Annotated in this window: 26 protein-coding genes; 16 read left to right on the top strand and 10 right to left on the bottom strand. The window is 70.2% G+C overall.

What is annotated here, in order from left to right:
* Nucleotides 1–12 precede the first annotated feature (12 nt).
* A complete protein-coding gene (locus HNQ70_RS18620; protein ID WP_183970586.1) occupies nucleotides 13–711 on the bottom strand; it encodes a CoA transferase subunit A in 699 nt (232 codons plus the stop codon).
* A gap of 97 nt (nucleotides 712–808) precedes the next feature.
* Here HNQ70_RS18620 and HNQ70_RS18615 point away from each other — a divergent pair, with 97 nt between their 5' ends.
* From HNQ70_RS18615 to ftsB, 5 genes are all read left to right on the top strand, one after another.
* Nucleotides 809–1,702 (top strand): sensor histidine kinase, encoded by an 894-nt coding sequence (locus tag HNQ70_RS18615; protein WP_183970585.1) that lies wholly within the window; start codon nucleotides 809–811, stop codon nucleotides 1,700–1,702.
* A gap of 92 nt (nucleotides 1,703–1,794) precedes the next feature.
* Nucleotides 1,795–3,477, top strand: coding sequence for a CTP synthase (pyrG, locus tag HNQ70_RS18610; RefSeq protein WP_183970584.1), 1,683 nt, complete (start codon nucleotides 1,795–1,797; stop codon nucleotides 3,475–3,477).
* A 12-nt stretch (nucleotides 3,478–3,489) separates the two neighbouring features.
* Nucleotides 3,490–4,347: a 3-deoxy-8-phosphooctulonate synthase gene (gene kdsA / locus HNQ70_RS18605; RefSeq protein WP_183970583.1), complete on the top strand. Its 858-nt coding sequence runs from the start codon at nucleotides 3,490–3,492 to the stop codon at nucleotides 4,345–4,347.
* 42 nt (nucleotides 4,348–4,389) lie between these two features.
* Nucleotides 4,390–5,673, top strand: coding sequence for a phosphopyruvate hydratase (eno, locus tag HNQ70_RS18600; RefSeq protein WP_183970582.1), 1,284 nt, complete (start codon nucleotides 4,390–4,392; stop codon nucleotides 5,671–5,673).
* A 54-nt stretch (nucleotides 5,674–5,727) separates the two neighbouring features.
* The gene (ftsB, locus tag HNQ70_RS18595) at nucleotides 5,728–6,099 is read left to right on the top strand and encodes a cell division protein FtsB (protein ID WP_183970581.1); all 372 of its coding nucleotides are present in this window, start codon (nucleotides 5,728–5,730) and stop codon (nucleotides 6,097–6,099) included.
* Here the strand turns inward: ftsB and hslO are convergent.
* On the bottom strand, nucleotides 6,068–7,006 hold the full coding sequence (gene hslO / locus HNQ70_RS18590; RefSeq protein ID WP_183970580.1) for an Hsp33 family molecular chaperone HslO: 939 nt from the start codon (nucleotides 7,004–7,006) through the stop codon (nucleotides 6,068–6,070). The two genes, ftsB and hslO, sit on opposite strands and share 32 nt — an antisense overlap.
* Nucleotides 7,003–7,527: a gamma carbonic anhydrase family protein gene (locus HNQ70_RS18585; protein WP_183970579.1), complete on the bottom strand. Its 525-nt coding sequence runs from the start codon at nucleotides 7,525–7,527 to the stop codon at nucleotides 7,003–7,005. Before HNQ70_RS18585 ends, hslO begins: the two co-directional genes overlap by 4 nt.
* A 211-nt stretch (nucleotides 7,528–7,738) precedes the next feature.
* Between HNQ70_RS18585 and HNQ70_RS18580 the strand changes: the two genes are divergently transcribed.
* From HNQ70_RS18580 to HNQ70_RS18565, 4 genes are read left to right on the top strand one after another with little or no spacing between them, the layout of a single operon-like run.
* Nucleotides 7,739–8,632, top strand: coding sequence for an alpha/beta fold hydrolase (locus HNQ70_RS18580; RefSeq protein ID WP_246435129.1), 894 nt, complete (start codon nucleotides 7,739–7,741; stop codon nucleotides 8,630–8,632).
* Entirely contained in the window at nucleotides 8,629–9,480 is an 852-nt protein-coding gene (locus HNQ70_RS18575; RefSeq protein ID WP_183970577.1) for a 3',5'-nucleoside bisphosphate phosphatase, read from the top strand. The genes HNQ70_RS18580 and HNQ70_RS18575 overlap by 4 nt, the downstream gene beginning before the upstream one ends.
* 29 nt (nucleotides 9,481–9,509) lie before the next feature.
* Complete coding sequence (locus HNQ70_RS18570; RefSeq protein WP_183970576.1) at nucleotides 9,510–10,151, top strand: L-threonylcarbamoyladenylate synthase; 642 nt, start codon at nucleotides 9,510–9,512, stop codon at nucleotides 10,149–10,151.
* A gap of 58 nt (nucleotides 10,152–10,209) precedes the next feature.
* Nucleotides 10,210–11,412 carry a tryptophan--tRNA ligase gene (locus HNQ70_RS18565; protein ID WP_183970575.1) on the top strand — a complete coding sequence of 401 codons (1,203 nt, stop codon included), beginning with the start codon at nucleotides 10,210–10,212 and terminating at the stop codon, nucleotides 11,410–11,412.
* A gap of 60 nt (nucleotides 11,413–11,472) precedes the next feature.
* Here HNQ70_RS18565 and HNQ70_RS18560 read toward each other — a convergent pair whose 3' ends face one another.
* Entirely contained in the window at nucleotides 11,473–14,313 is a 2,841-nt protein-coding gene (locus HNQ70_RS18560; protein ID WP_183970574.1) for a sensor domain-containing protein, read from the bottom strand.
* A gap of 74 nt (nucleotides 14,314–14,387) precedes the next feature.
* Between HNQ70_RS18560 and HNQ70_RS18555 the strand changes: the two genes are divergently transcribed.
* From HNQ70_RS18555 to HNQ70_RS18540, 4 genes are all read left to right on the top strand, one after another.
* Nucleotides 14,388–14,960 carry a class I SAM-dependent methyltransferase gene (locus HNQ70_RS18555; RefSeq protein ID WP_183970573.1) on the top strand — a complete coding sequence of 191 codons (573 nt, stop codon included), beginning with the start codon at nucleotides 14,388–14,390 and terminating at the stop codon, nucleotides 14,958–14,960.
* 26 nt (nucleotides 14,961–14,986) lie between these two features.
* On the top strand, nucleotides 14,987–15,868 hold the full coding sequence (gene dapA / locus HNQ70_RS18550; protein ID WP_183970572.1) for a 4-hydroxy-tetrahydrodipicolinate synthase: 882 nt from the start codon (nucleotides 14,987–14,989) through the stop codon (nucleotides 15,866–15,868).
* Complete coding sequence (bamC, locus tag HNQ70_RS18545) at nucleotides 15,865–17,025, top strand: outer membrane protein assembly factor BamC (protein WP_183970571.1); 1,161 nt, start codon at nucleotides 15,865–15,867, stop codon at nucleotides 17,023–17,025. The genes dapA and bamC overlap by 4 nt, the downstream gene beginning before the upstream one ends.
* A 78-nt stretch (nucleotides 17,026–17,103) precedes the next feature.
* Nucleotides 17,104–17,880: an MBL fold metallo-hydrolase gene (locus tag HNQ70_RS18540; protein WP_183970570.1), complete on the top strand. Its 777-nt coding sequence runs from the start codon at nucleotides 17,104–17,106 to the stop codon at nucleotides 17,878–17,880.
* Between the two features lie 57 nt (nucleotides 17,881–17,937).
* Here the strand turns inward: HNQ70_RS18540 and HNQ70_RS18535 are convergent, their stop codons facing one another.
* Nucleotides 17,938–18,276 (bottom strand): hypothetical protein, encoded by a 339-nt coding sequence (locus tag HNQ70_RS18535; RefSeq protein WP_183970569.1) that lies wholly within the window; start codon nucleotides 18,274–18,276, stop codon nucleotides 17,938–17,940.
* A 186-nt stretch (nucleotides 18,277–18,462) separates the two neighbouring features.
* Nucleotides 18,463–18,945, bottom strand: coding sequence for a DUF7931 domain-containing protein (locus tag HNQ70_RS18530; RefSeq protein WP_183970568.1), 483 nt, complete (start codon nucleotides 18,943–18,945; stop codon nucleotides 18,463–18,465).
* A gap of 189 nt (nucleotides 18,946–19,134) precedes the next feature.
* On the opposite strand from HNQ70_RS18530, the gene HNQ70_RS18525 reads away from it, so the two are divergent.
* Nucleotides 19,135–19,674: an FKBP-type peptidyl-prolyl cis-trans isomerase gene (locus HNQ70_RS18525; RefSeq protein WP_183970567.1), complete on the top strand. Its 540-nt coding sequence runs from the start codon at nucleotides 19,135–19,137 to the stop codon at nucleotides 19,672–19,674.
* Nucleotides 19,675–19,750: 76 nt separating this feature from the next.
* Here the strand turns inward: HNQ70_RS18525 and mutS are convergent, their stop codons facing one another.
* From mutS to HNQ70_RS18510, 3 genes are all read right to left on the bottom strand, one after another.
* Complete coding sequence (mutS, locus tag HNQ70_RS18520) at nucleotides 19,751–22,507, bottom strand: DNA mismatch repair protein MutS (RefSeq protein WP_425504392.1); 2,757 nt, start codon at nucleotides 22,505–22,507, stop codon at nucleotides 19,751–19,753.
* A gap of 199 nt (nucleotides 22,508–22,706) precedes the next feature.
* Nucleotides 22,707–23,150: a universal stress protein gene (locus HNQ70_RS18515; RefSeq protein WP_183970566.1), complete on the bottom strand. Its 444-nt coding sequence runs from the start codon at nucleotides 23,148–23,150 to the stop codon at nucleotides 22,707–22,709.
* Nucleotides 23,151–23,247: 97 nt separating this feature from the next.
* A complete protein-coding gene (locus HNQ70_RS18510; protein WP_183970565.1) occupies nucleotides 23,248–24,078 on the bottom strand; it encodes an inositol monophosphatase family protein in 831 nt (276 codons plus the stop codon).
* 120 nt (nucleotides 24,079–24,198) lie between these two features.
* Between HNQ70_RS18510 and HNQ70_RS18505 the strand changes: the two genes are divergently transcribed.
* A complete protein-coding gene (locus HNQ70_RS18505; RefSeq protein ID WP_343060831.1) occupies nucleotides 24,199–24,999 on the top strand; it encodes an RNA methyltransferase in 801 nt (266 codons plus the stop codon).
* 225 nt (nucleotides 25,000–25,224) lie between these two features.
* A complete protein-coding gene (cysE, locus tag HNQ70_RS18500) occupies nucleotides 25,225–25,971 on the top strand; it encodes a serine O-acetyltransferase (RefSeq protein WP_183970563.1) in 747 nt (248 codons plus the stop codon).
* 51 nt (nucleotides 25,972–26,022) lie between these two features.
* Here cysE and HNQ70_RS18495 read toward each other — a convergent pair whose 3' ends face one another.
* Nucleotides 26,023–26,811: a UDP-2,3-diacylglucosamine diphosphatase gene (locus HNQ70_RS18495; protein WP_183970562.1), complete on the bottom strand. Its 789-nt coding sequence runs from the start codon at nucleotides 26,809–26,811 to the stop codon at nucleotides 26,023–26,025.
* Nucleotides 26,812–26,840 lie beyond the last annotated feature (29 nt).

Raw genomic sequence — 26,840 nt, 5'->3', positions numbered from 1 at the left:
TGTCTCCTGGGCTCAGCGGGGGCGGGTGGTGCGCTGCTCGATGCGCTTCTCGGGATTCGGGTTGTGCACGATGCGGTGCACGAAGATGCCCGGCAGGTGGATCTGGTCGGGATCGAGCTCGCCGGTGGCGACGATGACCTCGGCCTCGACCACGGTGAGCTTGCCGGCCATCGCCACGTTCGGGTTGAAGTTGCGCGCGGTGCGGCGGAACACGAGGTTGCCGGCGCGGTCGGCCATCCAGGCTTTGACCAGGGACACGTCGGGCGTCAGCGCGCGCTCCATCACGTACTGGTGGCCGTCGAACTCACGCACCTCCTTGCCGTCGGCGACGATGGTGCCCACGCCGGTGCGGGTGAAGAAGGCCGGGATGCCGGCGCCGCCGGCGCGCAGCTTCTCGGCCAGCGTGCCCTGCGGGGTGAACTCGAGCTCGAGCTCGCCCGACAGGTACTGGCGCTCGAACTCCTTGTTCTCGCCAACGTAGCTGGCGATCATCTTGCGGATCTGCCGCGTGGCCAGCAGCTGGCCCAGGCCGAAGCCATCGACGCCCGCGTTGTTGGAAATGCAGGTCAGGTCCTTTACACCTGAATCGCGCAGCGCCGCGATCAGCGCCTCGGGGATGCCGCACAGGCCGAAGCCGCCGACCGCGATGGTCTGGCCATCCTGGGCGACGCCGGCGAGCGCTGCGTGGGCGTTCGGATACACCTTGCTCATCAGGCACCTCGGGGGAGTGATCGTTCGCGATGAATTATAGCCACCGGCGTCTGCTGGCCTAGAATGCCGGCAGTCTCCTTCTCCGGACCGTCAGCCGATGACTTCCGCCCGCGAACAGTCCGGAGCCTCCGCGCCCCGCCCCGAGTGCAAGCCCGCGTCCGCAGCGCCGGAGCACGCGCAGCACGCCGTGCCGGCATCGCAGCAGCTGGCGCACCAATCCACTTCCGCATCGCTGGATCGCGCGCTCGAGCGCACCCGTGGCGAGCGCGACGACGCGCTGCGCCATTCGCTCGAAGTGGAGCGGCAGCGCGACCTCGGCCAGGAACTGGCGTTGCGCTTCGAGCGCGAGTTCGAGGACGAGCGCCGCGCGCTGGCCCAGTCGATCCAGGACGAGCTCGGTCAGCACGCGGTGGCGATCCGCACCATCGCCGCCACGCTCGAGAGCCGGCTGGCCGGGCGCGAGCCCTCGCTCGCGCAACTGGCCCTGATGATGGTGCGCAGCGCCGACGCGCTGTCGGCCTCGGTCCGGGCGGCGATCCACCGGATCCGGCCCGAGCCGCTCGAGCATGGCGGGCTGCTGGAGGGCCTGCGCTCATTGCTGGCCGAGTGGGGTTCGCGCCGGCAGGCGGTCCGCTTCGAGCTGCTCGTCGAACCCGCCGGCGACGTGGCGTTCGGTCTCGGTGCGGTGTTCGTCGAGGCGGCCGCCTGGCGGATCGTGGCCGAGGCCGTCGAGAATGCGGTGGAGCACGGCTGCGCCGGCACGGTGGTGGTGTCGGTGCGCAGAGAGGCGGGCATGCTCACGCTGCAGGTCAGCGACGACGGGCCAGGCCTCGCTGCACGCCGCACCGAGGGTGCGGGCCTGCGTGCGATGCGCGAGCGCGCGCTGGCCTGCGGGGGCAGTGTCACGGTGGCCAACGGGGAGTCGGGCGGCGTGGAAGTGCTCGCCTGCCTTCCTTGGCCGGGCGGCACCGCGTCGATGCCGTCCAACTGAATTTCTTCACGGCTTTGCAGTCTTTCGCCCCGCCCGGCCCGGCTATCGGCCGGCGCGGGCAGGTATAATTTCTTTTTACCGGTATCCCGCCCATGACCAAGTTCGTTTTCGTCACCGGTGGTGTGGTGTCCTCGCTCGGAAAGGGCATCGCTGCCGCGTCGATGGCCGCGCTGCTCGAGTCGCGGGGCCTGCGAGTCACCCTCCTCAAGCTCGACCCCTACATCAACGTCGATCCCGGAACGATGAGCCCGTTCCAGCACGGCGAGGTCTTCGTCACTGAAGACGGCGCCGAGACGGATCTCGACCTCGGCCATTACGAGCGCTTCGTCAGCGCGAAGATGCGCCGCTTCAACAACTTCACCACCGGCCAGATCTACGACTCGGTGCTGCGCAAGGAGCGCCGCGGCGAGTACCTTGGCCGCACGGTGCAGGTGATCCCGCACATCACCAACGAGATCCAGGCGTTCATCGAGCGCGGGGCAGGCGTCGGCACGCCCGACGCCGCCGACGTCGCCATCGTCGAGATCGGCGGAACGGTGGGCGACATCGAGTCGCTTCCCTTCCTCGAAGCGGTGCGCCAGATGAGCCTGAAGCTGGGCCGCGGCAATTACTGCTTCGTGCACCTGACGCTCGTGCCATTCATCGCCTCGGCCGGCGAGCTCAAGACCAAGCCCACCCAGCACTCGGTGCAGAAGCTGCGCGAGATCGGCATCCAGGCCGACATGCTGATGTGCCGTGCCGATCGCCGGGTGCCGGATGACGAGCGCGCCAAGATCAGCATGTTCTCCAACGTGCAGCTCGACTCCGTGATCTCGGTCTGGGATGCCGACAGCATCTACAAGATTCCCCGGATGCTGCACGACCAGAACGTGGACGACACCGTCTGCGACATCCTGCGCCTGTCGGTGCCGCGGGCCGACCTCACGATGTGGGACCGCCTGGTGTATGCGCTGGAGCATCCGCGCCAGGACGTGCGGATCGCGATGGTCGGCAAGTACGTCGATCTCACCGAGTCCTACAAGTCGCTCACCGAGGCGCTGGTGCATGCCGGCATCCACACCGAGAGCCGGGTGCTGATCGACTACATCGACTCCGAGCAGATCGAGAACGATGGCGGGGTCGCGCTCGCCTCGCTGTCCGGCTACGACGCCATCCTGGTGCCGGGCGGTTTCGGACGGCGCGGCGTCGAGGGCAAGATCGCAGCCATCCGGCACGCGCGCAAGAACGGCATTCCCTACCTCGGCATCTGCCTGGGCATGCAACTCGCCGTGATCGATTACGCGCGCGACGTCTGCGGGCTGGAAGGCGCCAACAGCACCGAGTTCGACCAGGACACCGCGCATCCGGTGGTCGGCCTGATCACCGAGTGGCTCGACCGCGCCGGCAAGGTCGAGCGCCGCGATGCGGGCTCCGATCTCGGCGGCACCATGCGCCTGGGTGCGCAGCGCTGTCCGGTGGAGCCGGGCACCATCGCCGCCGGGGTCTACGGCGAGACGGTCTACGAGCGGCATCGCCACCGCTACGAGGTCAACAACCACTACGTGCCGCAGTTTGAACAGGCGGGCCTCAGGGTCTCGGCGCGCACGCCGAGCGAAGGTCTCACCGAGATCATCGAGCTGCCGCAGGCCGGCCGCGGCGCCCATCCGTGGTTCGTCGGGGTGCAGTTCCACCCGGAGTTCACCTCGACGCCGCGCGCGGGCCACCCGCTCTTCAAGGCTTACGTCGAGGCCGCCATCGCCCAGTCGGAGCGCAGCCGTGCGCGCCGCGTCGCCTAGCAGGAGCAGCGCATGCAGCTGTGTGGATTCGAGGTCGGCCTTGACCGGCCGTTCTTCCTGATCGCGGGCCCCTGCGTGATCGAGTCGCGGGAGTCGGCGATGGAGACTGCCGGGCGCCTGAAGGAGATCGCCGCCGCCGTCGGCGTGCCCTTCATCTACAAGTCCTCCTTCGACAAGGCCAACCGCAGTTCCGGGAAATCCTTCCGCGGCCCCGGCATGGACGAGGGACTGAAGATCCTCTCCGACGTGCGTTCCGCCATCGGTGTGCCCGTGCTCACCGACATCCACGAGGCGTACCAGGTCGACGCAGTGTCAGCCGCGGTGGACGTGCTGCAGACGCCCGCCTTCCTGTGCCGGCAGACCGATTTCATCCGCGCGGTCGCCGCCAGCGGCAAGGCGGTCAACATCAAGAAGGGCCAGTTCCTCGCGCCGCACGACATGAAGAACGTCGTCGACAAGGCGCGCGAGGCAGCCGTCGAAGCCGGCGGCAGCGGCGACACCATCATGGTCTGCGAGCGCGGCGTCTCCTTCGGCTACAACAACCTCGTGTCCGACATGCGCTCGCTAGCGATCATGCGCGAGACCCGCTGCCCGGTGGTCTTCGATGCCACGCACTCGGTGCAGCTGCCCGGCGGGCAGGGCAGTTCCTCGGGCGGCCAGCGCGAGTTCGTGCCGGTGCTCGCGCGCGCGGCGGTGGCCGCCGGCGTCGCAGGCGTGTTCATGGAGAGTCATCCGGATCCGGCCAGGGCGCTTTCCGACGGCCCCAACGCCTGGCCCATGGACCGCATGCAGGAATTGCTCTTCACCCTCAAGGAGCTGGACGCGGCGGTCAAGCGCGCCGGCTTCCCCGAGGCCACGATCACCGGCTGAGCCCCGCCGGCCCCAACGAATCCCAAGAGACAGAAAGCCAACATGAGTTCAATCGTCGACATCATCGGCCGCGAGATCATCGACTCGCGGGGCAATCCCACCGTCGAGTGCGACGTCCTCCTGGAGTCCGGAGTGATGGGCCGCGCTGCGGTGCCGTCCGGGGCGTCCACCGGCTCGCGCGAGGCCATCGAGCTGCGCGACGGCGATGCGTCGCGCTACCTGGGCAAGGGCGTGCTGCAGGCGGTCGAGAACATCAACACCGAAGTCTCCGAAGCGATCATGGGGCTGGACGCCACCGAGCAGGCGTACATCGATCGCACCCTGATCGAGCTCGACGGCACCGAGAACAAGTCCCGGCTGGGCGCCAACGCCACGCTGGCGGTCTCGATGGCGGTGGCGAAGGCCGCTGCCGAAGAGTCCGGCCTGCAGCTGTACCGATACTTCGGCGGCTCTGGCGCGATGTCGCTGCCGGTGCCGATGATGAACGTCATCAACGGCGGCGCGCACGCGAACAACAACCTGGACATCCAGGAGTTCATGATCATCCCGGTGGGCGCGCCCAGCTTCCGCGAGGCGGTGCGCTACGGCGCCGAGGTCTTCCACGCGCTGAAGAAGCTCCTCCACGACCGCGGCCTGTCCACCGCGGTGGGCGACGAGGGTGGCTTCGCCCCCTCGGTGGCCAACCACGAGGCCGCGATCCAGCTGATCCTCGAGGCGATCGACCGCGCCGGCTACGAGCCCGGCCGCCAGATCGCGCTGGGCCTGGACTGCGCCAGCTCCGAGTTCTACAAGGACGGCCGTTACCGTCTCGCCGGCGAGGGCCTCGACCTGGACGCGGCCGGGCTGACCAACCTGCTCGCCACCTGGTGCGACAAGTACCCGATCATCTCGATCGAGGACGCCATGGCGGAGAACGACTGGGAGGGCTGGAAGCATCTCACCGACGCGCTCGGCGAGCGGGTGCAGCTGGTCGGCGACGACCTCTTCGTCACCAACACCCGCATCCTGCAGCAGGGTATCGACGAGGGCATCGCCAACTCGATCCTGATCAAGATCAACCAGATCGGCACGCTCACCGAGACCTTTGCCGCGATCGAGCTCGCCAAGCGCTACAACTACACCGCAGTGGTGTCGCACCGCTCCGGCGAGACCGAGGACACCACGATCGCCGACATCGCGGTGGCCACCAACGCGCTGCAGATCAAGACCGGTTCGATGAGCCGCACCGACCGCGTCGCGAAGTACAACCAGCTGCTGCGCATCGAAGAAGACCTCGGCGACATCGCCAGCTATCCGGGCCGTTCCGCCTTCTATAACCTGCGCTGACGGCCGGGCGCAGCTTGCGGACGCGGTGGCGCCCGAATCCCTTATGATGCGCGCATGAAGCTGCTCGCACTCGCGCTCGTAGGCCTGCTCGCGCTGATCCAGTATCCGCTCTGGCTTGGCAAGGGCGGCTGGCTGCGCGTGTGGGAGCTCGATCGGCAGCTGCAGTCGCAGCAGGGCAACAACCGCCGGCTGACGGAGCGCAACGCTTCGCTCGAGGGCGAAGTGGGCGATCTTCGGCAGGGCCTGCTGGCGGTGGAGGAGCGGGCGCGCTACGAGCTCGGCATGGTGCGGGCCGACGAGGTCTTCATCCAGTTCACCGACGCCGGCGCCCGGCGCATGCCCACTGCGGATCCGGCCGCGGGGGAAGAGGTGCGCGTCGCGCGCACCCCTCCGGTCACTGAAGTAGCGAGGGGCCCGGGCCGCTGACGCCCGGGACGAACAGCTCGGCGCAATCGACCCGGTCGAACAGATAGGGCAGGTTGCAGAACTCGCAGCGGACCTCCACCGCGCCCCGCTCGGCAACGATTCCCTCCACTTCCTCCTCGCCCAGCATGCGAAGCATCGACGCGACCTTGTCGCGCGTGCAGGTGCATGCGAAGCGGCACTGCCGCTCGTCGAAGGCGTGCAGCGGCTCCTGCCAGAACAGCCGGCGGATCACGTGCTCGGGCGCGAGCCTGAGCAGTTCGCCGCGGGTGATCGTGTCTGCCAGCTGCTGCATCCGGTTCCAGGCGTCGTCGTCGTCGATCGGCGTCTCGGCGGCCGGCGGGGCCACCGTCGCGGTGCCGCCCGTCGAGGGCATTCGCTGGAGCAGCAGCCCGACCGCGCGCCGGCCATCGGCCGCCAGCCACATCCGGGTGGGCAGCTGCTCCGAGCGCGCCATGTAGTGCTCGAGCACCATCGAGACGCTGTTACCCTCGAAGGGCACGATGCCCTGGTATGGCTGGCGCCCGGGCGCGGGCGACCCTGGCACCAGCGTCACGACGAAGCGGCCCTTGCCCTCGACGTCGACCAGCTCGCGCAGGCTCGCATCGTCAGCCGGGGTCGGCGCCTCTTCGCGCAGCTTCACGGTGGCCCGATAGTCGCCGTCGGCATCGCATTCGACGACGAACAGCGCCACCGGTCCGTCGCCATGGATCTGCAGCACCAGCGAACCGTCGAACTTCAGCGTCGCGGCCAGCAGCAGCGCTGCCGCAGACAGCTCGCCGAGGCGGTCGCGCACGCTGTCGGGCAGCTCGTGGCGGTTCACCACCTCGAGCCAGGCGTCGTCCAGCGAGACGATCTCGCCGCGCACCGGTGCGCCCTGCAGCAGGAAACGTCGAAGCGAGTCGCTCATGCGATGCGTTTGAGCTGCTGCCTGAAGTAGGCGGCGCGCTGCGCGTAGTTGCGGGCGTTCTGGCGGAAGCGCTCGGCCTCCTCGGGGCTCACCTGGCGCACGATCCTGCCCGGGGCGCCCAGCACCACGCTGCCGTCGGGGATCTCCTTGTCCTCGGCGATCAGCGCGCCGGCGCCGATCAGGCAGCCGCGTCCGATCTTCGCGCGATTCAGGATCACCGCCTGGATCCCGACCAGCGTTCCGTCGCCGATCGTGCAGCCGTGCAGCATGGCCTGGTGGCCGATCACCACGTCCGAGCCGACGGTCAGCGGCGCGCCCGGGTCGGTGTGCAGCACGGCGGACTCCTGGACGTTGCTGCCTTCGCCGATGTCGATGAGTTCGTTGTCGCCGCGCAGTGTGGCGTTGAACCAGATGCTGGAGTTGGCGCGCAGGCGCACGCGTCCGATCACCTGGGCCGCTTCGGCCACCCAGGCGCTGGGGTCGATCTCGGGGATCCTGTCGTCGAGCTGGAAAATTGCCATCGCGGGTTCCGTCGTCATTGGCCCGGAGGGCGCACAAGGCGCCGACTTCCGGAAAAGGGGCGCAAGTCTAAGCGATCCGCGTCCGGTCTGCTGGCATGCTAGCCCGAGGCCACGGACGCCCCAACGGCGGCGGGAAGGTTTCCGGACCGGAACGGGCGCTGCTGCAGGCGTCGGCGGTGCTTCTTATAATGCAAGGCTTGCGGAGTCACACTTGCCCAGCTACCTGCCTCGTCGTCACAGCCGTTCCGAGTTCCATCCCGTGCGTGGACTGCGCTATCACGTCCGCATCTGGGATCCCGTACCCGATCGCCCGGCGGAGGGCACGCTGGTGCTGCTGCATGGCTGGATGGACGTCTCGGCCTCGTACCAGTTCCTCGTGGATGCCTTCGAGCGGAACTGGCGGATCATCTCGCCGGACTGGCGGGGCTTCGGCCTGACCGACCGGCCGGGGGCGGACAGCTACTGGTTCCCGGACTACCTCGCGGACCTCGACATCCTGCTCGACACGCTGCTGCCCGACCAGCCGGTCGACCTGGTGGCGCACAGCATGGGCGGCAACATCGCCACGCTCTACTCGGGGGTGCGGCCGCACCGTGTGCGCAGGCTGGTCAACCTCGAGGGCCTCGGGATGCAGTCGACCCGCCCCGAGCAGGCGCCGGCCCGGTATGCGCGCTGGATCGACGAAGTCAGGCATGGCGCCCGGCTGCGCGACTACGGTTCGCGCGCCGAGGTGGCCGAGCGACTGGCGCAGAACAACCCGCGACTGAGCCCCGCGAAGGCCGGCTTCCTGGCCGAGCACTGGTCGCTGCCCGGTCCGGACGGCCGCTTCGTGCTGGCCGGCGACCCCGCCCACAAGATCGTCAACGCGCAGCTCTATCGTGTCGAGGAGGTGCTTGCCTGCTGGCGGGAGGTTCGCGCGGACGTGATGCTGGTGGTGGCCAACCATTCCGAGCGCTGGCACGCCTTCCTCAACACCGAGGAGTTCCGGCTGCGCAAGCTGGCGCTGCGTTCGCTGCGCACCGAGATCGTCGACGATGCGGGCCATATGCTCCACCACGACCAGCCCGAGGCGGTGGCCCGGCTGATCGAAGAGTTCATCGCTTGAAGCCTGCGGCCCGGGCGCTGAACGCCGACCTCCACTGCCACTCGGACCGGTCCGACGGGACCCTCGCGCCGGCGGAGGTGGTGCGCCGCGCGCACGCGAACGGGGTCGAGATGCTCGCGCTCACCGACCACGACGAGCTGACCGGTCTGGACGAGGCGGCGGCGGAGGCGCACCGACTCGGGATGCGTTTCGTGCCGGGGGTCGAGATCTCCGTCAGCTGGGCCGGGGAGACGGTCCACGTGCTGGGTCTGGGCATCGATCCGGCCTGCACCGATCTGATCGAGGGCCTGGCGCGCACCCGGTCAGGGCGTGACGGACGCGCGCGCGAGATGGCGGCGCAGCTCGCCGCGGTCGGCATTGCAGGCGCCTACGAGGGGGCCGCCAGGTTCGTCGGCAACCCCGAGCTCATCTCGCGCACCCACTTCGCGCGATTCCTCGTCGAGCGCGGCCACTGCAGGGACATCGGTGAGGTCTTCTCAAGGTACCTGTCGGAGGGCCGGCCCGGCTTCGTTCCCCATCGCTGGGCGAGCCTGCCGGAGGCCGTGGGCTGGATCCGCGCGGCCGGCGGCGTCGCTGTGCTCGCCCACCCCGGACGCTACCGGCTCGGACACACCGCGCTGCGGTCGATGATCGAGGAGTTCAGCGCGCTGGGCGGCGAAGGCATCGAGGTGGTGTGCGGCAGTCATGAACCCTGGCAGTACGAGGTGTTCGCGCGCCACGCCCGCGAGTTCTCCCTGAAGGCATCCCGCGGCTCCGATTTCCACGGTCCGCAGGAAGGCCGCGTCGACCTCGGCGGGCTGCCGCCGCTGCCGGGCGACCTCGTTCCGGTGTGGAGCGCCTGGAACTGAGCGCGCGCAACCGTAACTAGACACCTCCCATGACACAACGTTTCATCGTCCATCCCACGCATCCGCAGCCGCGCCTGCTGCGCCAGGCCGCCGAGATCCTGCGCGGCGGCGGCCTCCTCGCCCTGCCCACCGACGCCTGCTACGTGATCGCATGCCAGCTCGATGACAAGGCGGCGGTGGAGCGGCTGCGCGCGGTGCGCGGCATCGGCGACAAGCACCTGCTGACGCTGATGTGCCGCGACCTCTCCGAGCTGTCCACCTATGCTCAGGTGGACAACCGCCAGTTCCGCTTCCTGCGCGAGTGGACCCCCGGGCCCTACACCTTCGTGCTGCCGGCCACCAAAGAGGTGCCGCGCAGGCTCTGGCATCCGTCGCGCAAGACGATCGGCCTGCGGGTGCCGGCCTCGCCGGTGATCGACGGCCTGCTCGAGGCCCATGGCGCACCGCTGATCTGCTCGAGCCTGATCCTGCCCGGCGACGAGGATCCGCTGCACGAGGCCGACGAGATCCTCGAGCGGCTCGCGCGCCGCATCGAGGCGGTCGTCGACGCCGGCGGCCAGCCCTTCGACGCCACCACGGTGGTCGACCTCACCGGTCCGGAGCCCGCGGTGATCCGGCTCGGCTGCGGCCCGGTGGACGGGCGCATCGCGATCGCGACGCCGGACGACTGACCGCCCGGCCGGGCCCGCTTGCTAGAATCCGCCAACTCCTTCGTCCGGTCCTCCCCTCATGTTTCCCGAACGCGTCGTCTCCGGCATGCGCCCCACGGGTGCGCTGCATCTCGGCCACTATCACGGTGCCCTGAAGAACTGGGTCAGGCTCCAGAACGAGTATCCGTGCCTGTTCTTCGTGGCCGACTGGCACGCGCTGACCACGCACTACGATTCGGTCGAGGTCATCGAACCCAACACCTGGGAGATGCTGGTCGACTGGCTCGCGGCGGGCATCGATCCGCAGCAGTCGGTGCTGTTCATCCAGTCCAGGGTGCCCGAGCACGCCGAGCTCCACCTGCTGCTGTCGATGTGCACGCCGCTCGGATGGCTCGAGCGGGTGCCCACCTACAAGGACCAGCAGGAAAAGCTCACCGAGCGCGATCTCTCCACCTATGGCTTCCTCGGCTACCCGCTGCTGCAGGCGGCCGACATTCTGCTGTACCGCGCCGCGTGGGTGCCGGTGGGCGAGGACCAGGTGCCGCACATCGAGTTCACACGCGAGGTGGCCCGCCGCTTCAATCACCTGTTCGGCCGCGAGGCCGGCTTCGAGGACAAGGCGCGCGAGGCGGTGAAGAAGCTCGGCAGCAAGCGCGCCAGGCTGTACTCGGAGCTGCGCACCCGCTACCAGGAGCAGGGCGACGACGAGGCGCTGCAGCAGGGCAGGGCGCTGCTCGAGGACTCGCAGAACATCGGGCAGGGCGACCGCGAACGCCTGTTCGGATGGCTGGAAGGCAGCCGCAGGATCATTCTTTCCGAGCCGCAGGCGCTGCTCACCGAAGCCTCGCGCATGCCCGGCATCGACGGGCAGAAGATGAGCAAGAGCTACGGCAACTCGATTGCGATGCGCGAAGATCCTGCCTCGGTCACGAAGAAGATCCGCACGATGCCGACCGACCCGGCGCGGGTGCGCCGCACCGATCCCGGCGAGCCCGAGCGCTGCCCGGTGTGGCAGCTGCACCAGGTGTATTCGGACGACGCCACCCGCGAGTGGGTGGTCAAGGGCTGCCGCAGCGCGGGAATCGGCTGCCTGGACTGCAAGCAGCCGGTGATCGACGCGGTGATCGCCGAGCAGCAGCAGTTCCACGAGCGCGCCCAGCCCTACCTCGACGATCCCGGCCTGCTGCGCAACATCGTCGCCGACGGCTGCGACCAGGCACGCAAGTTCGCCATCGAAACCATGCGCGAAGTGCGCGAGGTGATGGGGCTGTCGCACGGCTGAGCCCTGGCGGGCGCCCACGCGTCGCTCAAGCGGCGCCCATGCGGTGCCCCTGCGGCGCTCTCAGCCGGCGGCGCCGGCCTCGCGCACCAGGTGCATCCGCCGGATTTCCGGCAGCGACTCCATGAAGTCCTGCAGCTGTGCCAGCGGCAGGGGCTCCGAGATCAGCGTGCCCTGCATCTGCTGGCAGTCGAGCTTGCGCAGCGTGCGCAGCTCGGCGGCGGTCTCCACTCCCTCTGCCAGCGCCTGCACCCCAAGCCGCGCGGCCAGCGTGGTGATCGCCTCGACGATCGCCGCATTGCCCCGATCCGCCGGGAGGTTGCGCACGAAGGTCTGGTCGATCTTCAGGCCGTCCACCGGAAGATCCTTCAGGTAGGACAGCGCGGCGTAGCCGGTGCCGAAGTTGTCGATGATCACCTGCACGCCGATCCGGCGCAGCTCCGCGATCAGCGCCGCGGCGCGCTCCGGATGCTCGATGAAGGCGCTCTCGGTGAGCTCCAGCCGCAGCAGGCGTGCGGGGAAGGCGCGTTCGGCGAGCAGGCCGTTGACCGTTGCGAGGAAATCGCCTTCCGCGAAGTGGCGCGCCGAGATGTTGACCGACACCGCGGCGTCCTCGTGCCTGTCGAGGCCGAGGGCGACCCGGTCGTCGAGCGCGCGCCGCAGCGACCACAGGTCGAGCTCGTGGATCAGGTTGTTCTGCTCGACCACCGGCAGGAAGCTGTCCGCCGCCAGCAGCCCGCGCACCGGATGGCGCCAGCGCAGCAGCGCCTCGAACCCGACCACGCGCCGGTCGGCCACGTCCAGGATGGGCTGGTAGTGCAGGTCGATGTCGCCGCGCTGCAGCGCCAGCGGAAGCTCGGCCGCCAGCTGGAGCTGGTCGGTGCGCGCGTCCGAGGCCTCGCCGGTGCAGAAGCGCACGTCGTTGCGCCCCTCCGACTTCACCCGGTACATCGCGCCGTCTGCCCGCTTGATCAGCAGGCCCGCGTCGGTGCCGTCGTCCGGGGCGATCGCGACGCCGATGCTCGCCGACAGGAAGTAGGCGCGGTTCATCAGCACGAAGGGCTTCTCGATGGATGCGAGCACCCGGCGCGCGATCCGCTCGATCTCGTCGCGGTCCGACAGGCCGGTCAGCAGCAGGATGAACTCGTCGCCGCCGATCCTGCCGGCCACGTCCTGCGGCCGGATCGCGTCGCGCAGCCGCTTGGCGACCTCGATCAGCACCTGGTCGCCCGCCGAGTGTCCCAGGGTGTCGTTGATCAGCTTGTAGCGGTCCAGGTCGATGTAGAGCACCGCCGCAGCTTCGGCACGCGCCAGCCGAGACTCCAGCTTGCGCGTGAGGAAGACGCGGTTGGGGAGGTCGGTGAGGGCGTCGTGCTGGGACTGGTGGGTGAGCCGGCGCTCCGCCGCGATCCGCTGCAGGTAGAGGGCGAGGTTGCGGGAGACGATCTCGGCGACCTGGAACAGGAAGGGCTCGCCGCGGTAGCTTGCCGGGCTGAGGAACAGCAGCACGCTCAGCGCCTTGCCGCCTTCGTCGGCGATCGGCGCCAGGAACGCTGCGTGCACGCCAAGGCGCGTGGTCTGGTAGCGATGGGCGAGCTGCGGATGCGCCTCCAGGTCTTCGATCCAGACCGGGCTGCCCTCCTGCCAGGCGCGCGCCTCGCTACTGCCACGAAGCAGGGGGATTTCGGCGGGCAGCTCGGCGACCATCCGCGTGAAGCCTGGATGACCCCAGCGCTCATGCGGCGCGAATCCCTTGCGGCCCTCCAGCATCACCAGATTGGCCCCGCCGGTCCAGCCGAGCACGCCGCAGAGCGTGATGATGACCGCTGCGGTCACGCGCTCCGGATCGCACTGGTCGCGCATGATCGAGGCGATCTCGCTCTCGATCTTGAGCAGCATCCGCTGCTGCTTCTCACGCGTGATGGCCTTGCCGACCCCTCGGTAGCCGGCGAAGGTGCCGCTGCTATCGAACACCGCGCGGCCGCTGATCGACACGCAGCGCGCCACTCCCTGCGGGTCGATCACCGCATACTCGAAATCCTCGAACGGGGCGTGCGCGTCCATCAGCACCTGCTGACCCTTCCAGTCGGGCGGCTCGAAGGCGAGGCGGTCCTGCGGGAGGTCCCATAGATGGCGGCCGACCAGCTCTCGAACCCAGCGCCCGAGCACCGCGTCCACGCTGTCGGAGAAATACGACCAGCGATGATGCTCGTCGGTCTCCCAGACCCAGTCCGAGCTCATCTGGGTGAGGTCGCGGAACTTGGCCTCGCTCGTGGCCAGCTGCTGCTGCATGGCGCGGATGCCGGTGATGTCCTGCGCCACGCCGCCGAGGCGGTCGACCTGCCCCTGTTCGTCGCGTTCGGCGCGCGCGATGCTGCGCACCCAGATGGTCTCGTGGCCGCCGCGCTGGTAGCGGTACTCGATGCGCGCCTCGCCGCCCCGGTGCATCGCGCGGCGGTGGGCGTCGATCCAGCGCTGCCGGTCGTCTTCGTGGATGGCGGAGGAGAACCTGCGCAGGCTGGGCTCGCCGTCCTGCGGGTCGATTCCGAACAGCCGGAACGCGCCGGGGCTCCAGACGAAGCGGTTGCGGCCGCGGTCGATGACCCAGGTGCCGAAGCCGCCGAGCTGCTCGGCGATGCCGTGCTGGGCCTGGAGTTCGTCGAGGGCGTGGATGCGCTCCCGGTCCAGGCCGAGCTGCCGTTCACGCGCACGCGCGCGCACGGCGAGCGCCCCGGCCGCGCCGGCCCAGGCGAGCGCCGACAGCAGCAGCACGGGCCGCCAGCCAAGCAGCCCGGCTGCTGCGGCTGCGCCGAGCAGCGCCGTCGCGAGCAGCGCTGCGCCCGCAGGGAGCAGGGCCTGCGCGGCGGGGCGTGAGCGGGGAGCCTCGTGGGTCTTTGTCGGCATGGTCCGGGGTTGTGCCGACGCGGTGGCGCGGGCCGCTACACTCTAGCGTTTGATCGGCATGGAGGGTGCGACTTATGTCAGCCTGCGATCCGGATCCGGGGACACGCCCTGCCACGGGCGCTTCAGCCTGGGTGGAGCGCTGGGCCCCCTGCATTGCCCCGGGCGCACGGGTGCTCGACTTCGCCGGCGGAGCCGGGCGCAACCTCGCGCCGCTGATGGCGCGCAGCGACCGGGTCACGCTGGCGGACCGGGACTCGGCGGCCCTCGAGGCAGCGCCGGCTGCGGTCGAGCGGCTCTGCGCAGACCTGGAGTCCGGGCCCTGGCCCTTCAGGGGGCGGCGTTTCGATGCCGTGGTGTGCTGCAACTACCTGCACCGGCCACGGCTGGACCTGCTGATCGCGCTGGTCGCGCCCGGCGGCCTGCTGCTGTACGAGACGTTCGCGCAGGGCAACGAGCGTCACGGACGTCCGGCGAGGCCGGACTTCCTGCTGCGCCGCGGCGAGCTCTTCGAGGCGGCGCTGCGCGGCGGGCTGGAGGTGCTTGGCTTCGAGGACGGTTACGTGGGCAGCCCCCGGCCGGCGGTGATCCAGCGGGTCTGCGCGGTCCGTCCGCCCGCGGGGCCGGAAGAGCGGCGGCGGGTCGGATAGAATTCGGTTTTCGCGGGATGACGAACATGATCAAAGGCAGCATCGTTGCGATCGTGACGCCGATGCACGACGACGGCAGCATCGACTACGACAGCTACCGGAGTCTCATCGACTGGCACGTCGAGCAGGGCACCGCAGCCATCGTCGCGGTGGGCACCACGGGCGAGTCGCCCACGGTCGACATGCATGAGCACAACGAGATCGTGCGCGTCACTGTCGAGCAGGCCGCCGGCCGCATCCCGGTCATCGCGGGCACCGGGGGGAACTCCACCCGCGAGGCAGTCGAGCTCACGGCCAACGCGAAGAAGGTCGGAGCGGCGGCCACGCTGCAGGTGGTGCCCTACTACAACAAGCCCACGCAGGAAGGCATGTACCGCCATTTCCGTGCGGTGGCCGAGGAAGTGGGCCTGCCGGTCATCCTCTACAACGTGCCCTCGCGCACGGTGGCCGATCTTGCCGACGAAACGGTGCTGCGCCTGGCGCAGGTGCCCGGCATCGTCGGCCTGAAGGACTCCACCGGCGACATCCCGCGCGGCTCCAACCTGATCGCCCAGTTGCCCGAGCACTTCGCGGTCTACAGCGGCAACGACGACTCCGCGCTGGCGCTGATGGCCATGGGAGGGCACGGAGTCATCTCGGTCAACGCCAACCTGGTGCCGGCCCAGGTGGCGCGCATGTGCCAGGCCGCGTTCTCCGGGGACTGGCCTGCCGCGCTCGCGATCCATCGCCTGCTGCTGCCGCTGAGCCTGAAGCTCTACGTCGAAGCCAACCCCATCCCCGTCAAGTGGGCGCTGGCCCGGATGGGGCGGATTCCCAGTGGCATCCGCCTGCCGCTCACGCCGCTTTCCGAGCCGCACCACGCCACCGTCCTGGCCGCGCTGCGAGCCTCAGGAGTCATCGTTCGATGAAATCCAATCCTTCGACGGCGCGCAGCGCGCAGCGCTTTCTGCTGCTGCTCGCCGTCCCGTTCGCCCTGTCCGCCTGTTCCATCACCGACGAGATCGGCGAGCGCACCCGGATCGACTACAAGTCGGCAGGAAAACTGCCGCCGCTGGACGTTCCGCCCGACCTGGTCAATCCCAAGGGCGACGAGCGCTTCGCGATTCCCGACCGGGCCGAGCGCACCTTCTCCGGCTACCAGAGCGCCCGGTCGGTCGAGCGCCCGCAGCAGGAGACGAAGGTGCTGCCCGCGGTGGAAGGCATGCGCATCGAGCGCGCGGGCAGCCAGCGCTGGCTGGTGGTCGACCAGCCGGCCGACAGGCTATGGCCGGCGGTGAAGGACTTCTGGCAGGAATCCGGTTTCATCCTGGAGAGCGAGTCGCCCGCCACCGGGATCATGGAGACCGAGTGGGCCGAGAACCGGGCGAAGATTCCGCAGGACATCGTTCGCCGTACCATCGGCCGTCTCTTCGAGTCCGTCTACTCCACCTCTGAGCGCGACAAGTTCCGCACCCGCTTCGAGCGCAGCGGCGCCGCCACCGAGATCTACATCAGTCATCGCGGCATGGAGGAGGTCTTCACCTCCCAGGACCGCGAACGCACGATGTGGCAGCCTCGCGACAGCGACCCGGAGCTCGAGGCCGAGTTCCTGCGCCGCCTGATGGTCCGGCTCGGCGCGAGTTCGGAGTCCGCGGCGAAGGCAGGGGCCGCGCCGGCGCAAGCACCGCGCGAAGAGCTGGCGCGCGTGATTTCCTCCGCCGGCGTCGCGGATGTCCTCGAGGTCCGAGAGGGCTTCGATCGTGCCTGGCGGCGCATCGGCCTTGCGCTCGACCGGGGCGGGTTCACCGTCGAGGACCGCGATCGCACGCAGGGGGTCTATTTCGTCCGCTACATCGACCCCGAAGTCGAAGCGGGTACCGGCAAGAAGGGCCTGCTGTCGCGGATCTTCTCGCGTTCCCCGTCCAAGCCCTCGTCGGCCCAGCAGTACCGGATCCGCGTGGAGGGCAGCGAGTCCGTGTCGCGGGTCACCGTGCTGGGCAAGGACGGCGGGCCGCTGGCCGCCGAAGCCGATCGCAAGACCGGCGCGAAGATCGTCTCGCTGCTGCGCGAGCAGATGGCGCAATAGCGCCGGGCTCGCACCGGATTGCGGGGCCGCCGGCCGAGGCGGCCGCCGATCCGGTGCGCGGCCGCCGAAGCGGGACGCATGCGATTCAACAGCCTGGGTAGCGGGAGCGAGGGCAACGCGCTGCTGGTGGAATGCGGCAGCCCGGAAGCCCCGGTGCGTCTGCTCATCGACTGCGGGTTCGGGGTGCGCGAGGCGAGGCGGCGGCTGGATCGCCTGGGCCTCGGCGACGGCGCCCTCCATGCGGTGCTCGTCACGCACGAGCACGGCGACCACATCGGCGGTGCGCCCCGGCTCGCGGCCGCGCTCGGCGTGCCGCTCTTCCTGACGCAAGGAACGGCGCGTGGCGGTCAGGCCGCGATGCGCGCACAGGCGCAGGTGCGCTTCATCGACCCGCATCGCCCGTTCGAGATCGAGGGCGTGGTGATCGAGCCGGTGGCCGTGCCGCACGATGCGCGCGAGCCCGTCCAGTTCGTGATCGACGATGGCGTCTCCCGGCTCGGCGTGCTGACCGACCTGGGGCATTCGACGCCGCACGTGATCCGGGCGATGCAGCGGCTCGACGCGATCATGCTCGAGTGCAACCACGACCCTGCGATGCTGGAGGCGAGCGACTACCCGGCTGCGCTCAAGCGGCGCATCGCCGGCGACTACGGCCATCTCGCCAACGCGGCGGCGGCCGGACTGCTCGCAGCGATCGACCACTCGCGGCTGCGCACCGTGGTCGCGGCGCATCTGAGCCGATCGAACAACCGGCCGGAGCTTGCGCGCGCCGCGCTGGCCGCTGCCTGGGGGCAGGCGCCGGAGGCGGTGATGGTGGCGGACCAGGACGACGGCATCGACTGGGTCGCGGTCTGATCCGGCAGGCGAAAAAAAAGGCCGGCATGAAGCCGGCCTTCGCATCGGACGAGCCGATTACTTCTTGAGCTCTTCCTTCGCTGCCTCGACGGCGGCGCCGGCGGCATCCTTGGCCTTCTCGGCGGCGTCGACGGCGGCGCCGGCGGCGTCCTTGGCGGCTTCGGTCACTGCGGTACCGGTGGCGGCAGCAGCGTCACCCGTGGCAGCGGCGGCGTCCTTGGCGGCTTCGACGGCGGTGCCGGCAGCGTCCTTGGCGGCTTCGACGGCCTGCTCGGTCTTGGGCGCTTCGACCGGTGCAGCGGTCGGGGCCGGAGCCGGTGCGGGGGCCTCTTCCTTCTTGCCGCAAGCGGTCAGGGTCAGGGCCAGGAGGGAGGCGACCAGGAGGGATTTCTTCATGCTTTTTCCTTCAGATGAAAACAGGGGTGGAAGAACAATCTGCTGAAACCGTTGTGCCTGTGACGTGCGGCGTCGGGCAATGCACGAAAAATGCGAGGCACGCAATCCGTGATAATACCAGTGCCGTTCGTGCCGTGCAGCGCCCCGCGGAGCAGGGTTGCTGCGCTGCCACTACGGACGTTCATTTCAACGCATCAGGCCCAGGACGGTTGACGGCAGGCAGGGGTCACACTCCTCCCAGGCGGCGTCGAGCCTGGCGGCCAGCGGCTCCGCCTCGGTCGGGCTCGCGATCGCGCAGCGGCCGCGCAGCCGCTCACCGGGCAGGCGGCGCAGCAGATGCTGGCGGTCGCCGAGCAGCGCGCTCTCGTCCACGCGCAGCGCAGGGGAGAGCCTGCGGCACTCGATCCGCCCGTCGAACACCCTGCGGGTGCGCATGAAGCGGGTACCGTGCCGTTCGAGCCACGCTGCATCGGCCACCAGCACGCGCAGCCGCGCACCGCGCCGCAGGGCGGCGACCAGCGCGCGGTCGTTCTCGGGCGTCTCGAAGGGCCAGGCCTGCAGATCCCGGTCGACCAGCATGATCTCCCGGCGGCAGCAGGCGAGGACCTTCAGCAGCGCGTCCCCGAAGGCCTCGCGACCCTCGAGCAGGATGTGTTCGGCTTGCCTCATGAGGGCGATCCTCGTGACTGTTGGAGCAGCTGTCGCTCATATCCAATGCCGGCGAAACGGGCTGCGCAAGCGGCGCGCGACGGCCGTGTGCCAGGGCGCGCCGGACGGCAGGCCAGCGACGCCCAGGCGATCTCGTCTAAACTCAGAGCCGCCCGCGGCGCCGGCCGCGGCCTTGTGACGGAGGTGAACATGATGATCGAAGACGGCGTCTGGGTGACGGTGGAATACCGGCTCTACGATTCCCAGGGCGAGGCGCTCGAGCCTTCGGAGCGCGAGCTCACCTACCTGCAGGGCGGCTATGGCGCTGTCTTTGCCCGGGTCGAGGAGGCGCTGGCCGGCCACGAGGTCGGCTACGAGACCGTTCTGTACCTGGAGCCCGAGGACAGCTTCGGCGACTACGACGCCGAGCTGGTCCGGCTGGCGCCGCGCGCGGGCTTCCCTGAGACGCTGGAGGTTGGGATGACCTTCGAAGGGGTCCCGGGCGACGACGAGGCCGAGGGAATCTTCACGGTCACCGACTTCACCGACGAAGCGGTGGTGCTGGATGGCAACCATCCGCTGGCGGGAATGTCGCTGCGCTTCGAGTTGCGCGTCACGGATGTGCGCGAGGCAACCGTCGAGGAGGTCGAACAGGAGCGCGCCGAGGCCGGCGAATTCGATGAGGACGAAGACGCGGACGATGCGCCATTGCAGCACGGCATGTCCCGCGAGGTCAGGCGCCTGCACTGAACTCGTCGCGGCGCGGAGGGGCGGCGCGACGGCAGCCTCGCCCTGAGCGCGTCGCCGCAGCCGCTGCCTCGCCCGGTCAGCCTCCGAGCGCCGACTTCAGTTCGTAGACCAGGTCGAGCGCCGCGCGCGCGCTGAGCTGGTCGGCATCCACCCGGGCCAGCCTGTCCAGAACCGCCAGGGCCTGCGGGTCGGATGTCGCGGCGCTTGCGCCACCCTCTGCCGGTTCTCCAGCCGCTTTCCCGCCCGCTTCGCCGTCCGCGCTCGCGCGTTCCGTCCCATTCCCCGACGACGGGCCTGCCGTGTCGTCCACGGGCAGGGCCGCGAAGAGGTCGAACTGTGCGTCGCCGTCGTGCGCCCGGGCTTCGAGCGTTTCGAGCAGCTGCCCGGCAGCGCGGATCACCGGCGCGGGCATTCCCGCGAGCCGGGCGACCTGCAGGCCGTAGCTGCGGTTGGCCGGACCGTCGCGGACCTCGTGCAGGAAGGCGATCGTGCCGCGGTGCTCCGCCGCCGCCAGGTGCCGGTTGACGGCCTGTGGGAAGCGCTCTGCCAGCTGCGTCAGCTCGAAGTAGTGGGTGGCGAACAGGGCGAAGGCGCGGTTGTGCGACAGCAGTCGGGCGGCGATCGCATGCGCCAGCGCGAGTCCGTCGAAGGTCGAGGTGCCGCGGCCGATCTCGTCCATCAGCACCAGCGAATTCTCGGTGGCCGCATGCAGGATGGCCGCCGCCTCGGTCATCTCCACCATGAAGGTGGAGCGGCCGCCGGCCAGGTCGTCCGAGGCGCCGATCCGGGTGAAAATCCGGTCGATCGGGCCCAGCGTGCAGGCGTCTGCCGGGACGAAGCTGCCGCAGTAGGCGAGCAGGACGATCAGCGCCACCTGCCGCATGTAGGTCGACTTGCCGCCCATGTTGGGGCCGGTCAGGAGCACCATGCGGCGCCGGTCGTCCAGGACGCAGTCGTTGGGCACGAACTGCTCGACGTTCGCCTCGACCACCGGATGGCGCCCGGCACGGATCTCGATTCCGGGGAGCGCGGTGAACACGGGCGCGACCCAGTCCAGGGTGCGGGCGCGCTCGGCGAGGCAGGCCAGCACGTCGACCTCTGCCACCGTGCGGCCCACCCGCTGCCAGACGGGCACTGCAGCCGAGAGCGCGTCGACCAGTTGCTCGTAGAGCTCGCGTTCGCGTGCCAGCGCCCGCTCGCGCGCCGACAGCGCCTTGTCCTCGAAGGCCTTGAGCTCGGGTGTGACGTAGCGCTCCGCGTTCTTGAGCGTCTGCCTGCGGCGGTAGTCGTCGGGCACGCGGGCCGACTGCCCGTGCGTGACCTCGATGAAGAAGCCGTGGACGTTGTTGAAGCCGACGCGCAGGTTGCCGATTCCGGTGCGCTCGCGTTCCCGCTGCTCCAGCGCCGCGAGGAATCCGTCGCAGCCCTCGTCGATCGCCCGCAGCTCGTCCAGCACGGCGTCGAAGCCGGTCCGGAACACGCCGCCGTCACGCACCAGCGCCGCCGGCTCCTCGGCGAGCGCGTGGGACAGCATGGCGGTGGCTTCGTGGGGGAGCTCGAGCGCGGCCGCGGTCTGGCCGAAGAGCTCCGCGTCGAGGCTGCGCAGTCCGCCGGCGAGCGCCGTCACCGCCGGCGCCGCGTCGCGCAGCGCGGCGAGCTCGCGGGGGCGCACCGAGCGCAGCGCGACCCGGCCCGCGATCCGCTCGAAATCCACGGTCTGCGCCAGCGCCTCGCGCAGGCCGGCGCGGCGCCCTTCGCGCCCGGGCAGCGCCAGATCAAGTTCGGTGGCGCCGGCCTGCAGCGCGGCCACGCGGCGGTGGCGCTGAGCCGCGTCAGCCTGGGCGCGCAGCGGCAGCTGGAGCCAGCGGCGCAGCAGCCGCGCCCCTGCGCTGGTGGCGCAGTGATCCAGCACCGTAAGCAGGCAGGGGCCATCCTCGCCGCGCATCGTCTCGGTGATCTCGAGGTTGCGGCGCGCGACGGGGTCCACCACCAGGTACTCGTCGCCGTGGTGGACGCGAAGTCCCTGCAGGTGGGTGGGCGCCTGCCCCTGGGTGCGCGCCACGTACTCGAGCAACGCACCCGCGGCGCCGACCGCCTCGGGTGCCTCATCCACGCCGAAGCCGGCCAGGTCGCCGACGCCGAGAATCTCGCACAGGCGCCGCGTTGCGCGCTCGTCGTCGAACTGCCAGTCGGGAAGCCGGGCCAGCGAAGCGGCCGCCGTGCCGCGCGCCTCCTGGGGCCAGCCGGGCAGGCGGGCCGGATCGACCGATTCCGGCAGCACCACCTCGGCGGGGCGGAGCCGGTCGAGCTCTGCGGCCAGCTGCCCGGCAGCGAACTCGGCGATCCAGCATTCCCCGCTGGCGACCACCATCCATGCCGCCGCCACCCGCCGCGCGCCGGGGCGCAGCGCGAGCAGCAGCCGGTCGTCGCGCTCGGGGAGCAGCTGCGCATCGGTGATGGTGCCGGGGGTGACGATCCGGACCACCTTGCGCTCAACCGGCCCCTTCGAGAGCGCGGGATCGCCGATCTGCTCGCAGATCGCCACCGACTCGCCGATCCGGATCAGCCTGGCGAGGTACTGCTCGAGCGAGTGGACCGGAACGCCGGCCATCGGGATGGGCTCGCCCGCGGAGCTGCCGCGCCGCGTGAGGGTGATGCCAAGCAGCCTGGCAGCCTTCTCGGCGTCGCCGTGGAAGAGCTCGTAGAAGTCCCCCATCCGGTAGAAAAGGAGCACGCCGGGGTGCTCGGCCTTGATGCGCAGGTACTGCGCCATCATCGGCGTGTGCCCGGCGGCGATGTACGGGTCGTCTGAGGCTTGGGATCGGGTCGCCACGGGGTCTGGAAGCTCGAGCGCGGTTGGGAACGGCGGGATTATCCGCGTGCGGCAAGGATCGGCAAGCGCGCCGGCGCGCGGTCTGTCCGGAATCGCCGCCGGCAGGGCGGCCGCGGGCCGGGGCGGGAAGCGAAGGCTGCGCGGGGCGCTGGCAAGGAAGCGCCGCGGGGCGCAGGCCCCGGCGGCGGTGTCCCGGGGCTCAGCCGCCCCGCACCAGCAATACCGGTACCGTCGCGGTGCGCACAACTCCCATCGCCACGCTGCCCATCAGCACGCTGCTGAAGCCTCGCCGGCCATGGGTGCCGATCACGATGAGGTCGGCCGGCCACTCGACGGCCTCCGTGTTGACCAGGCTGGCGATCCGTTCACCAAAGGATTCCGCGCCGGACAGCCGGGTCTCGGCGTCCAGCCCGGCCTCCCTGGCGCGGGCCTTGGCCCGCTCGAGGATCTCCTCGCCGGCCTTGCGGGCGGCGTCGAGGAACTCCTGCAGGACGTAGGGCGTGTCGAGCACCAGCGCGACCTGGTCCAGCGCATGGACGATTCGCAACTGCGCGCCCTGGTCGAGCGCCAGCCTGATGGCTTCGTCGAGCGCGAGCTCGGAGCTTGCACTGCCGTCGACTGCGACCAGGATCCGTTTGTACATGTGGACGTCCGTGTTCGTTGCGCGAACCGCGGCGCCGCGCCGCGGAGGGTCATCCTAGTGTGACCGCCGCAACGGGATCAGGCAACCGCGGACGGTTTCACTCGGTCTTCGGCGCATTGGCGCGGCGGCTCTGCGCGACCAGCGCGAGCAACGCGCCGAACACCTTGGGTGTGCCGGCCAGCACCTGCTCGCTGAACAGGTAGTCGGCGTCGCCGGAGAAATTTCCGACCAGGCCGCCAGCTTCGGTGATGAGCAGACTGCCGGCGGCGACGTCCCAGGGTGCCAGGCCAAACTCGAAGAACGCGTCGTAGCGGCCGCAGGCGACGTAGGCGAGATCCAGCGCTGCCGCGCCGGGCCGGCGCACCGAGGCCGATTTTTCCGTGACCAGCTTGAACAGCTGCAGGTAGTCGTCGAGCTGGTCGAGCTGGCGGTAGGGGAAGCCGGTTCCGATCAGCGACTCTTCGACCTTGGTGCGGCGCGAGACCCGGATGCGGCGGTCGTTCAGGAAGGCACCGCGCCCTTTGGACGCGGTGAAGAGTTCGTCGCGCGTCGGGTCGTAGATCACGGCCTGCGTGACCAGGCCGCGCTGCATCAGCGCGATCGAAACCGCGTACTGCGGGAAACCGTGGATGAAGTTGGTCGTTCCGTCCAGGGGGTCAATCACCCAGACGTGCTCGGCCTCGTGCATCGCGGTGGCTGCGCCCTTGCCGGGGCGGTGGCCGGATTCCTCGGCCAGGATGGCGTGGTCGGGGTAGGCGGTGAGCAGCGTGTCGATGATCGCCGCCTCGGAGGCGTGATCGACCTCGGTGACGAAATCGTTGGTCTGCTTGCGCGTGACCTTCACCTGTTCGAGATCGACGCTGGCGCGGTTGATGATGCGGCCGGCACGGCGGGCGGCGCGAACCGCAACATTGAGCATCGGGTGCATTGGCGGGACCTCGAAAACCCTCCATTCTAAGGGATCGGGCCTAGAATCACGGCTTTTCCTGCGGGCTGACCCTTGAATCCACTCCACAGACACGCCCCTGACGCCCTCGCAAGGGTGCGCGTGGTCCTCGTCCGGCCCGGCCATCCGGGCAACGTCGGGTCCAGTGCGCGCGCGATGCGGGTGATGGGGCTGCGCGACCTCGCTCTCGTGGATCCGCGCGAGCCGGACTGCACCCGCCACCCGGAAGCGATCGCCTTCGCGAGCGGCGCCACCGACGTCCTCGAGGCGGCCCGGGTGTTCGGCTCGCTGGACGAGGCGCTCGCCGATGCCAGTCTCGTGGTCGGCGTGAGCGCCGGTCCGCGCGAGTTCGGTCCGCCGCCGCAGCTCCCCGAGGAAGCGATGGCAGACGTGCTCGACGAGCTCGCCGCGAATCCGGCGCATCGCGTCGCGCTGGTGTTCGGCACCGAGCGCACGGGTCTGTCCATCACTGAGGTCTCGCGCTGCCAGCGGTTGTGTTCGATCCCCGGAGACCCCGACTACTGTTCGCTGAACCTGTCGCAGGCAGTGCAGCTGGTCGCGTACGTGCTCCGGCGGGCGGCGATCGCGGCGGCAGGCGAGCAGCCCGCGAGCGGCGATGCGGCGGCTGGGCGCCTGGCAAGCCAGGGCGAGGTGGAGGGTTTCTTCGCCCATTTCGAGCGCGCGCTGGTGGCGATCGGCTACCTGGATCCGGCCCACCCCAAGAAGCTGATGCCGCGCATGCGCCGCCTGTTCGGCCGCGCGCGGCTCGAGACCGAGGAGGTGCAGCTGCTGCGCGGCGTGTGCAAGCTGACCGAGGACGCCGGGCGCGCCTGGACCGCGCGTCCCGGCGCCCGCCCCGCGGACGATGGTCGCGTCGGGGGCGACGCCGCTCCGGGCCGCTGAGCACGGGCCACCGCGCGAGCCACGGCACGGCCCACGGCACGGCCCACGGCACGGCCCACGGCGCGGCCCACTGCGCGCGCCGAACCCCGGCTTCGTGACCGACCGCGGCCTTGGCCGCGTACATGCGCTCCGGGCAGGGGATTCGCGCCGGGCTTAGAATTCGCTGCTCGCGCGGCCTGCCGCCGCGCGGTCGACGCGCCCCATGGGCGCCTGAGGGAGAGCGGCTTGGCATTCGAGCGTCTGCGCGAGGACATCGCGACGATCATGGAGAAGGACCCCGCGGCGCGCTCGGCGCTGGAGGTGCTGCTCTGTTATCCGGGCGTGCATGCGCTGGCGATCCACCGCCTCTCGCACTGGCTCTGGCGGATGGGTTTCACCGTTCCCGCCCGCTGGCTCTCGTCGCTCGGGCGCTGGCTCACCGGCATCGAGGTGCACCCGGGGGCGACCGTCGGACGCCGCGTCTTCATCGATCACGGGATGGGCGTGGTGATCGGCGAGACCGCCGAGATCGGGGACGACTGCACCATCTACCAGGGGGTGACCCTGGGCGGCACCGCGCTGAACCGGGCCAAGCGCCATCCCACGCTGGAGCAGGGCGTGGTGGTGGGGGCGGGCGCCAAGGTGCTGGGCCCGTTCACGGTGGGCGCCGGCGCGCGCATCGGTTCCAACTCGGTGGTCATCAAGGCCGTGCCGGCCGGGGCCACTGCGGTCGGAATCCCGGCGCGCTACATCCTTGAGGATGACGACCGGCGACGCGAGGAACAGGCCGCGAGAATGGGCTTCTCCGCCTACGCGGTCACCCAGGGCGCGAACGACCCGCTGGCGGCGGCGCTGCACCGGCTGATCGACCACGTCGCCGAGCAGGACCGGCAGATCGAGCAGCTGCAGCAGGTGGTCAAGCGCCTGGGCGGTTGCTGTGACGAGCAGGTGGAGCCGCTGGATGCGGGCAAGCTGAACCGCATGGTGGACTGACCCCAGGCGCGGACGCGCGGATGCGCGGGCCGCGTGGACGGGCAGTCCGGCTCAGGCGTCTTCGATGCCGGCGGCGGTGACGGCCAGCATGCCGCCGCGGCCTTGCGCGGCGTCCCAGTCCGGCAGCACGATGCGCATCGCCGGCGCACCGTCGAGCACGATGGCATGCCGCGCCGGACGATGGGTGTGGCCGTGGATCAGCAGGCGGACGCAGGCGGAGCGCATCGCAGCGTCGACCGCGTCGGCGTTGACGTCCATGATGTATTCGGCCTTCGCGGTCTTGGAGAGTTCGCTGCGCGCCCGCAGGTCCTGGGCGATCGCGATCCGCTCGTCGATCGGCTTGTCGAGGAAGGCGCGCTGCCATGACGGGTCGCGCGTGAGCGCGCGGAAGCGCTGGTAGTCGCCGTCATCGGTGCACAGCGCGTCGCCGTGCGCGAGCAGGGCCGACTCGCCGAACAGGGAAATCACGCAGGGGTCCGGCAGCATCGTGGCGCCGGTGCGCGCGGCGAAGCCCGCACCGGCCTGCGTGGGCGATGGGGGAAGTGGCACGTCCAGCAGGAAGTCGCGATTGCCGCGCATCACGTGGATGCGGCAGCCGCCGCGCGACAGTCCTGCCAGCGCGTCGATCGTTCGCTGGCAGACGGCATCCGCCCAGTCGTCCCCGACCCAGGCCTCGAAGAGGTCGCCGAGCAGGAACAGGTGGGTCGCGCCTGGTGCCAGCAGGCGCAGGCGCTCCAGGAAAAATTCGGCGGTCGCCGGGTCGTGCCCGCCCAGGTGCATGTCGGACGCGAACAGCGCCCGGTCGTCCGGGCGCACTTCGATCCGACGCGGTTCGGTCATCTCCGGGGCCAGCCGACCAGGCACCGCGC

The sequence above is a fragment of the Quisquiliibacterium transsilvanicum genome, from assembly GCF_014202215.1.
GTDB lineage: Bacteria > Pseudomonadota > Gammaproteobacteria > Burkholderiales > Burkholderiaceae_E > Quisquiliibacterium > Quisquiliibacterium transsilvanicum.
The sequence above is the reverse complement of the archived record's forward strand: the minus strand, read 5'-3'. Positions and strand labels throughout refer to the sequence as shown.

Excerpts from the sequence above, each read along its gene's own strand:
- HNQ70_RS18560 (WP_183970574.1), bottom strand. The coding sequence starts at position 14,313 with ATGCCGACAAAGACCCACGAGGCTCCCCGCTCACGCCCCGCCGCGCAG.
- pyrG (WP_183970584.1), top strand. The coding sequence starts at position 1,795 with ATGACCAAGTTCGTTTTCGTCACCGGTGGTGTGGTGTCCTCGCTCGGA.
- ftsB (WP_183970581.1), top strand. The coding sequence starts at position 5,728 with ATGAAGCTGCTCGCACTCGCGCTCGTAGGCCTGCTCGCGCTGATCCAG.
- HNQ70_RS18495 (WP_183970562.1), bottom strand. The coding sequence starts at position 26,811 with ATGACCGAACCGCGTCGGATCGAAGTGCGCCCGGACGACCGGGCGCTG.
- HNQ70_RS18510 (WP_183970565.1), bottom strand. The coding sequence starts at position 24,078 with ATGCACCCGATGCTCAATGTTGCGGTTCGCGCCGCCCGCCGTGCCGGC.
- kdsA (WP_183970583.1), top strand. The coding sequence starts at position 3,490 with ATGCAGCTGTGTGGATTCGAGGTCGGCCTTGACCGGCCGTTCTTCCTG.
- HNQ70_RS18515 (WP_183970566.1), bottom strand. The coding sequence starts at position 23,150 with ATGTACAAACGGATCCTGGTCGCAGTCGACGGCAGTGCAAGCTCCGAG.
- HNQ70_RS18530 (WP_183970568.1), bottom strand. The coding sequence starts at position 18,945 with ATGAGGCAAGCCGAACACATCCTGCTCGAGGGTCGCGAGGCCTTCGGG.
- eno (WP_183970582.1), top strand. The coding sequence starts at position 4,390 with ATGAGTTCAATCGTCGACATCATCGGCCGCGAGATCATCGACTCGCGG.
- HNQ70_RS18620 (WP_183970586.1), bottom strand. The coding sequence starts at position 711 with ATGAGCAAGGTGTATCCGAACGCCCACGCAGCGCTCGCCGGCGTCGCC.
- HNQ70_RS18555 (WP_183970573.1), top strand. The coding sequence starts at position 14,388 with ATGTCAGCCTGCGATCCGGATCCGGGGACACGCCCTGCCACGGGCGCT.
- HNQ70_RS18615 (WP_183970585.1), top strand. The coding sequence starts at position 809 with ATGACTTCCGCCCGCGAACAGTCCGGAGCCTCCGCGCCCCGCCCCGAG.
- HNQ70_RS18525 (WP_183970567.1), top strand. The coding sequence starts at position 19,135 with ATGATGATCGAAGACGGCGTCTGGGTGACGGTGGAATACCGGCTCTAC.
- hslO (WP_183970580.1), bottom strand. The coding sequence starts at position 7,006 with ATGAGCGACTCGCTTCGACGTTTCCTGCTGCAGGGCGCACCGGTGCGC.
- HNQ70_RS18535 (WP_183970569.1), bottom strand. The coding sequence starts at position 18,276 with ATGAAGAAATCCCTCCTGGTCGCCTCCCTCCTGGCCCTGACCCTGACC.
- bamC (WP_183970571.1), top strand. The coding sequence starts at position 15,865 with ATGAAATCCAATCCTTCGACGGCGCGCAGCGCGCAGCGCTTTCTGCTG.
- HNQ70_RS18565 (WP_183970575.1), top strand. The coding sequence starts at position 10,210 with ATGTTTCCCGAACGCGTCGTCTCCGGCATGCGCCCCACGGGTGCGCTG.
- HNQ70_RS18585 (WP_183970579.1), bottom strand. The coding sequence starts at position 7,527 with ATGGCAATTTTCCAGCTCGACGACAGGATCCCCGAGATCGACCCCAGC.
- HNQ70_RS18570 (WP_183970576.1), top strand. The coding sequence starts at position 9,510 with ATGACACAACGTTTCATCGTCCATCCCACGCATCCGCAGCCGCGCCTG.
- dapA (WP_183970572.1), top strand. The coding sequence starts at position 14,987 with ATGATCAAAGGCAGCATCGTTGCGATCGTGACGCCGATGCACGACGAC.
- HNQ70_RS18540 (WP_183970570.1), top strand. The coding sequence starts at position 17,104 with ATGCGATTCAACAGCCTGGGTAGCGGGAGCGAGGGCAACGCGCTGCTG.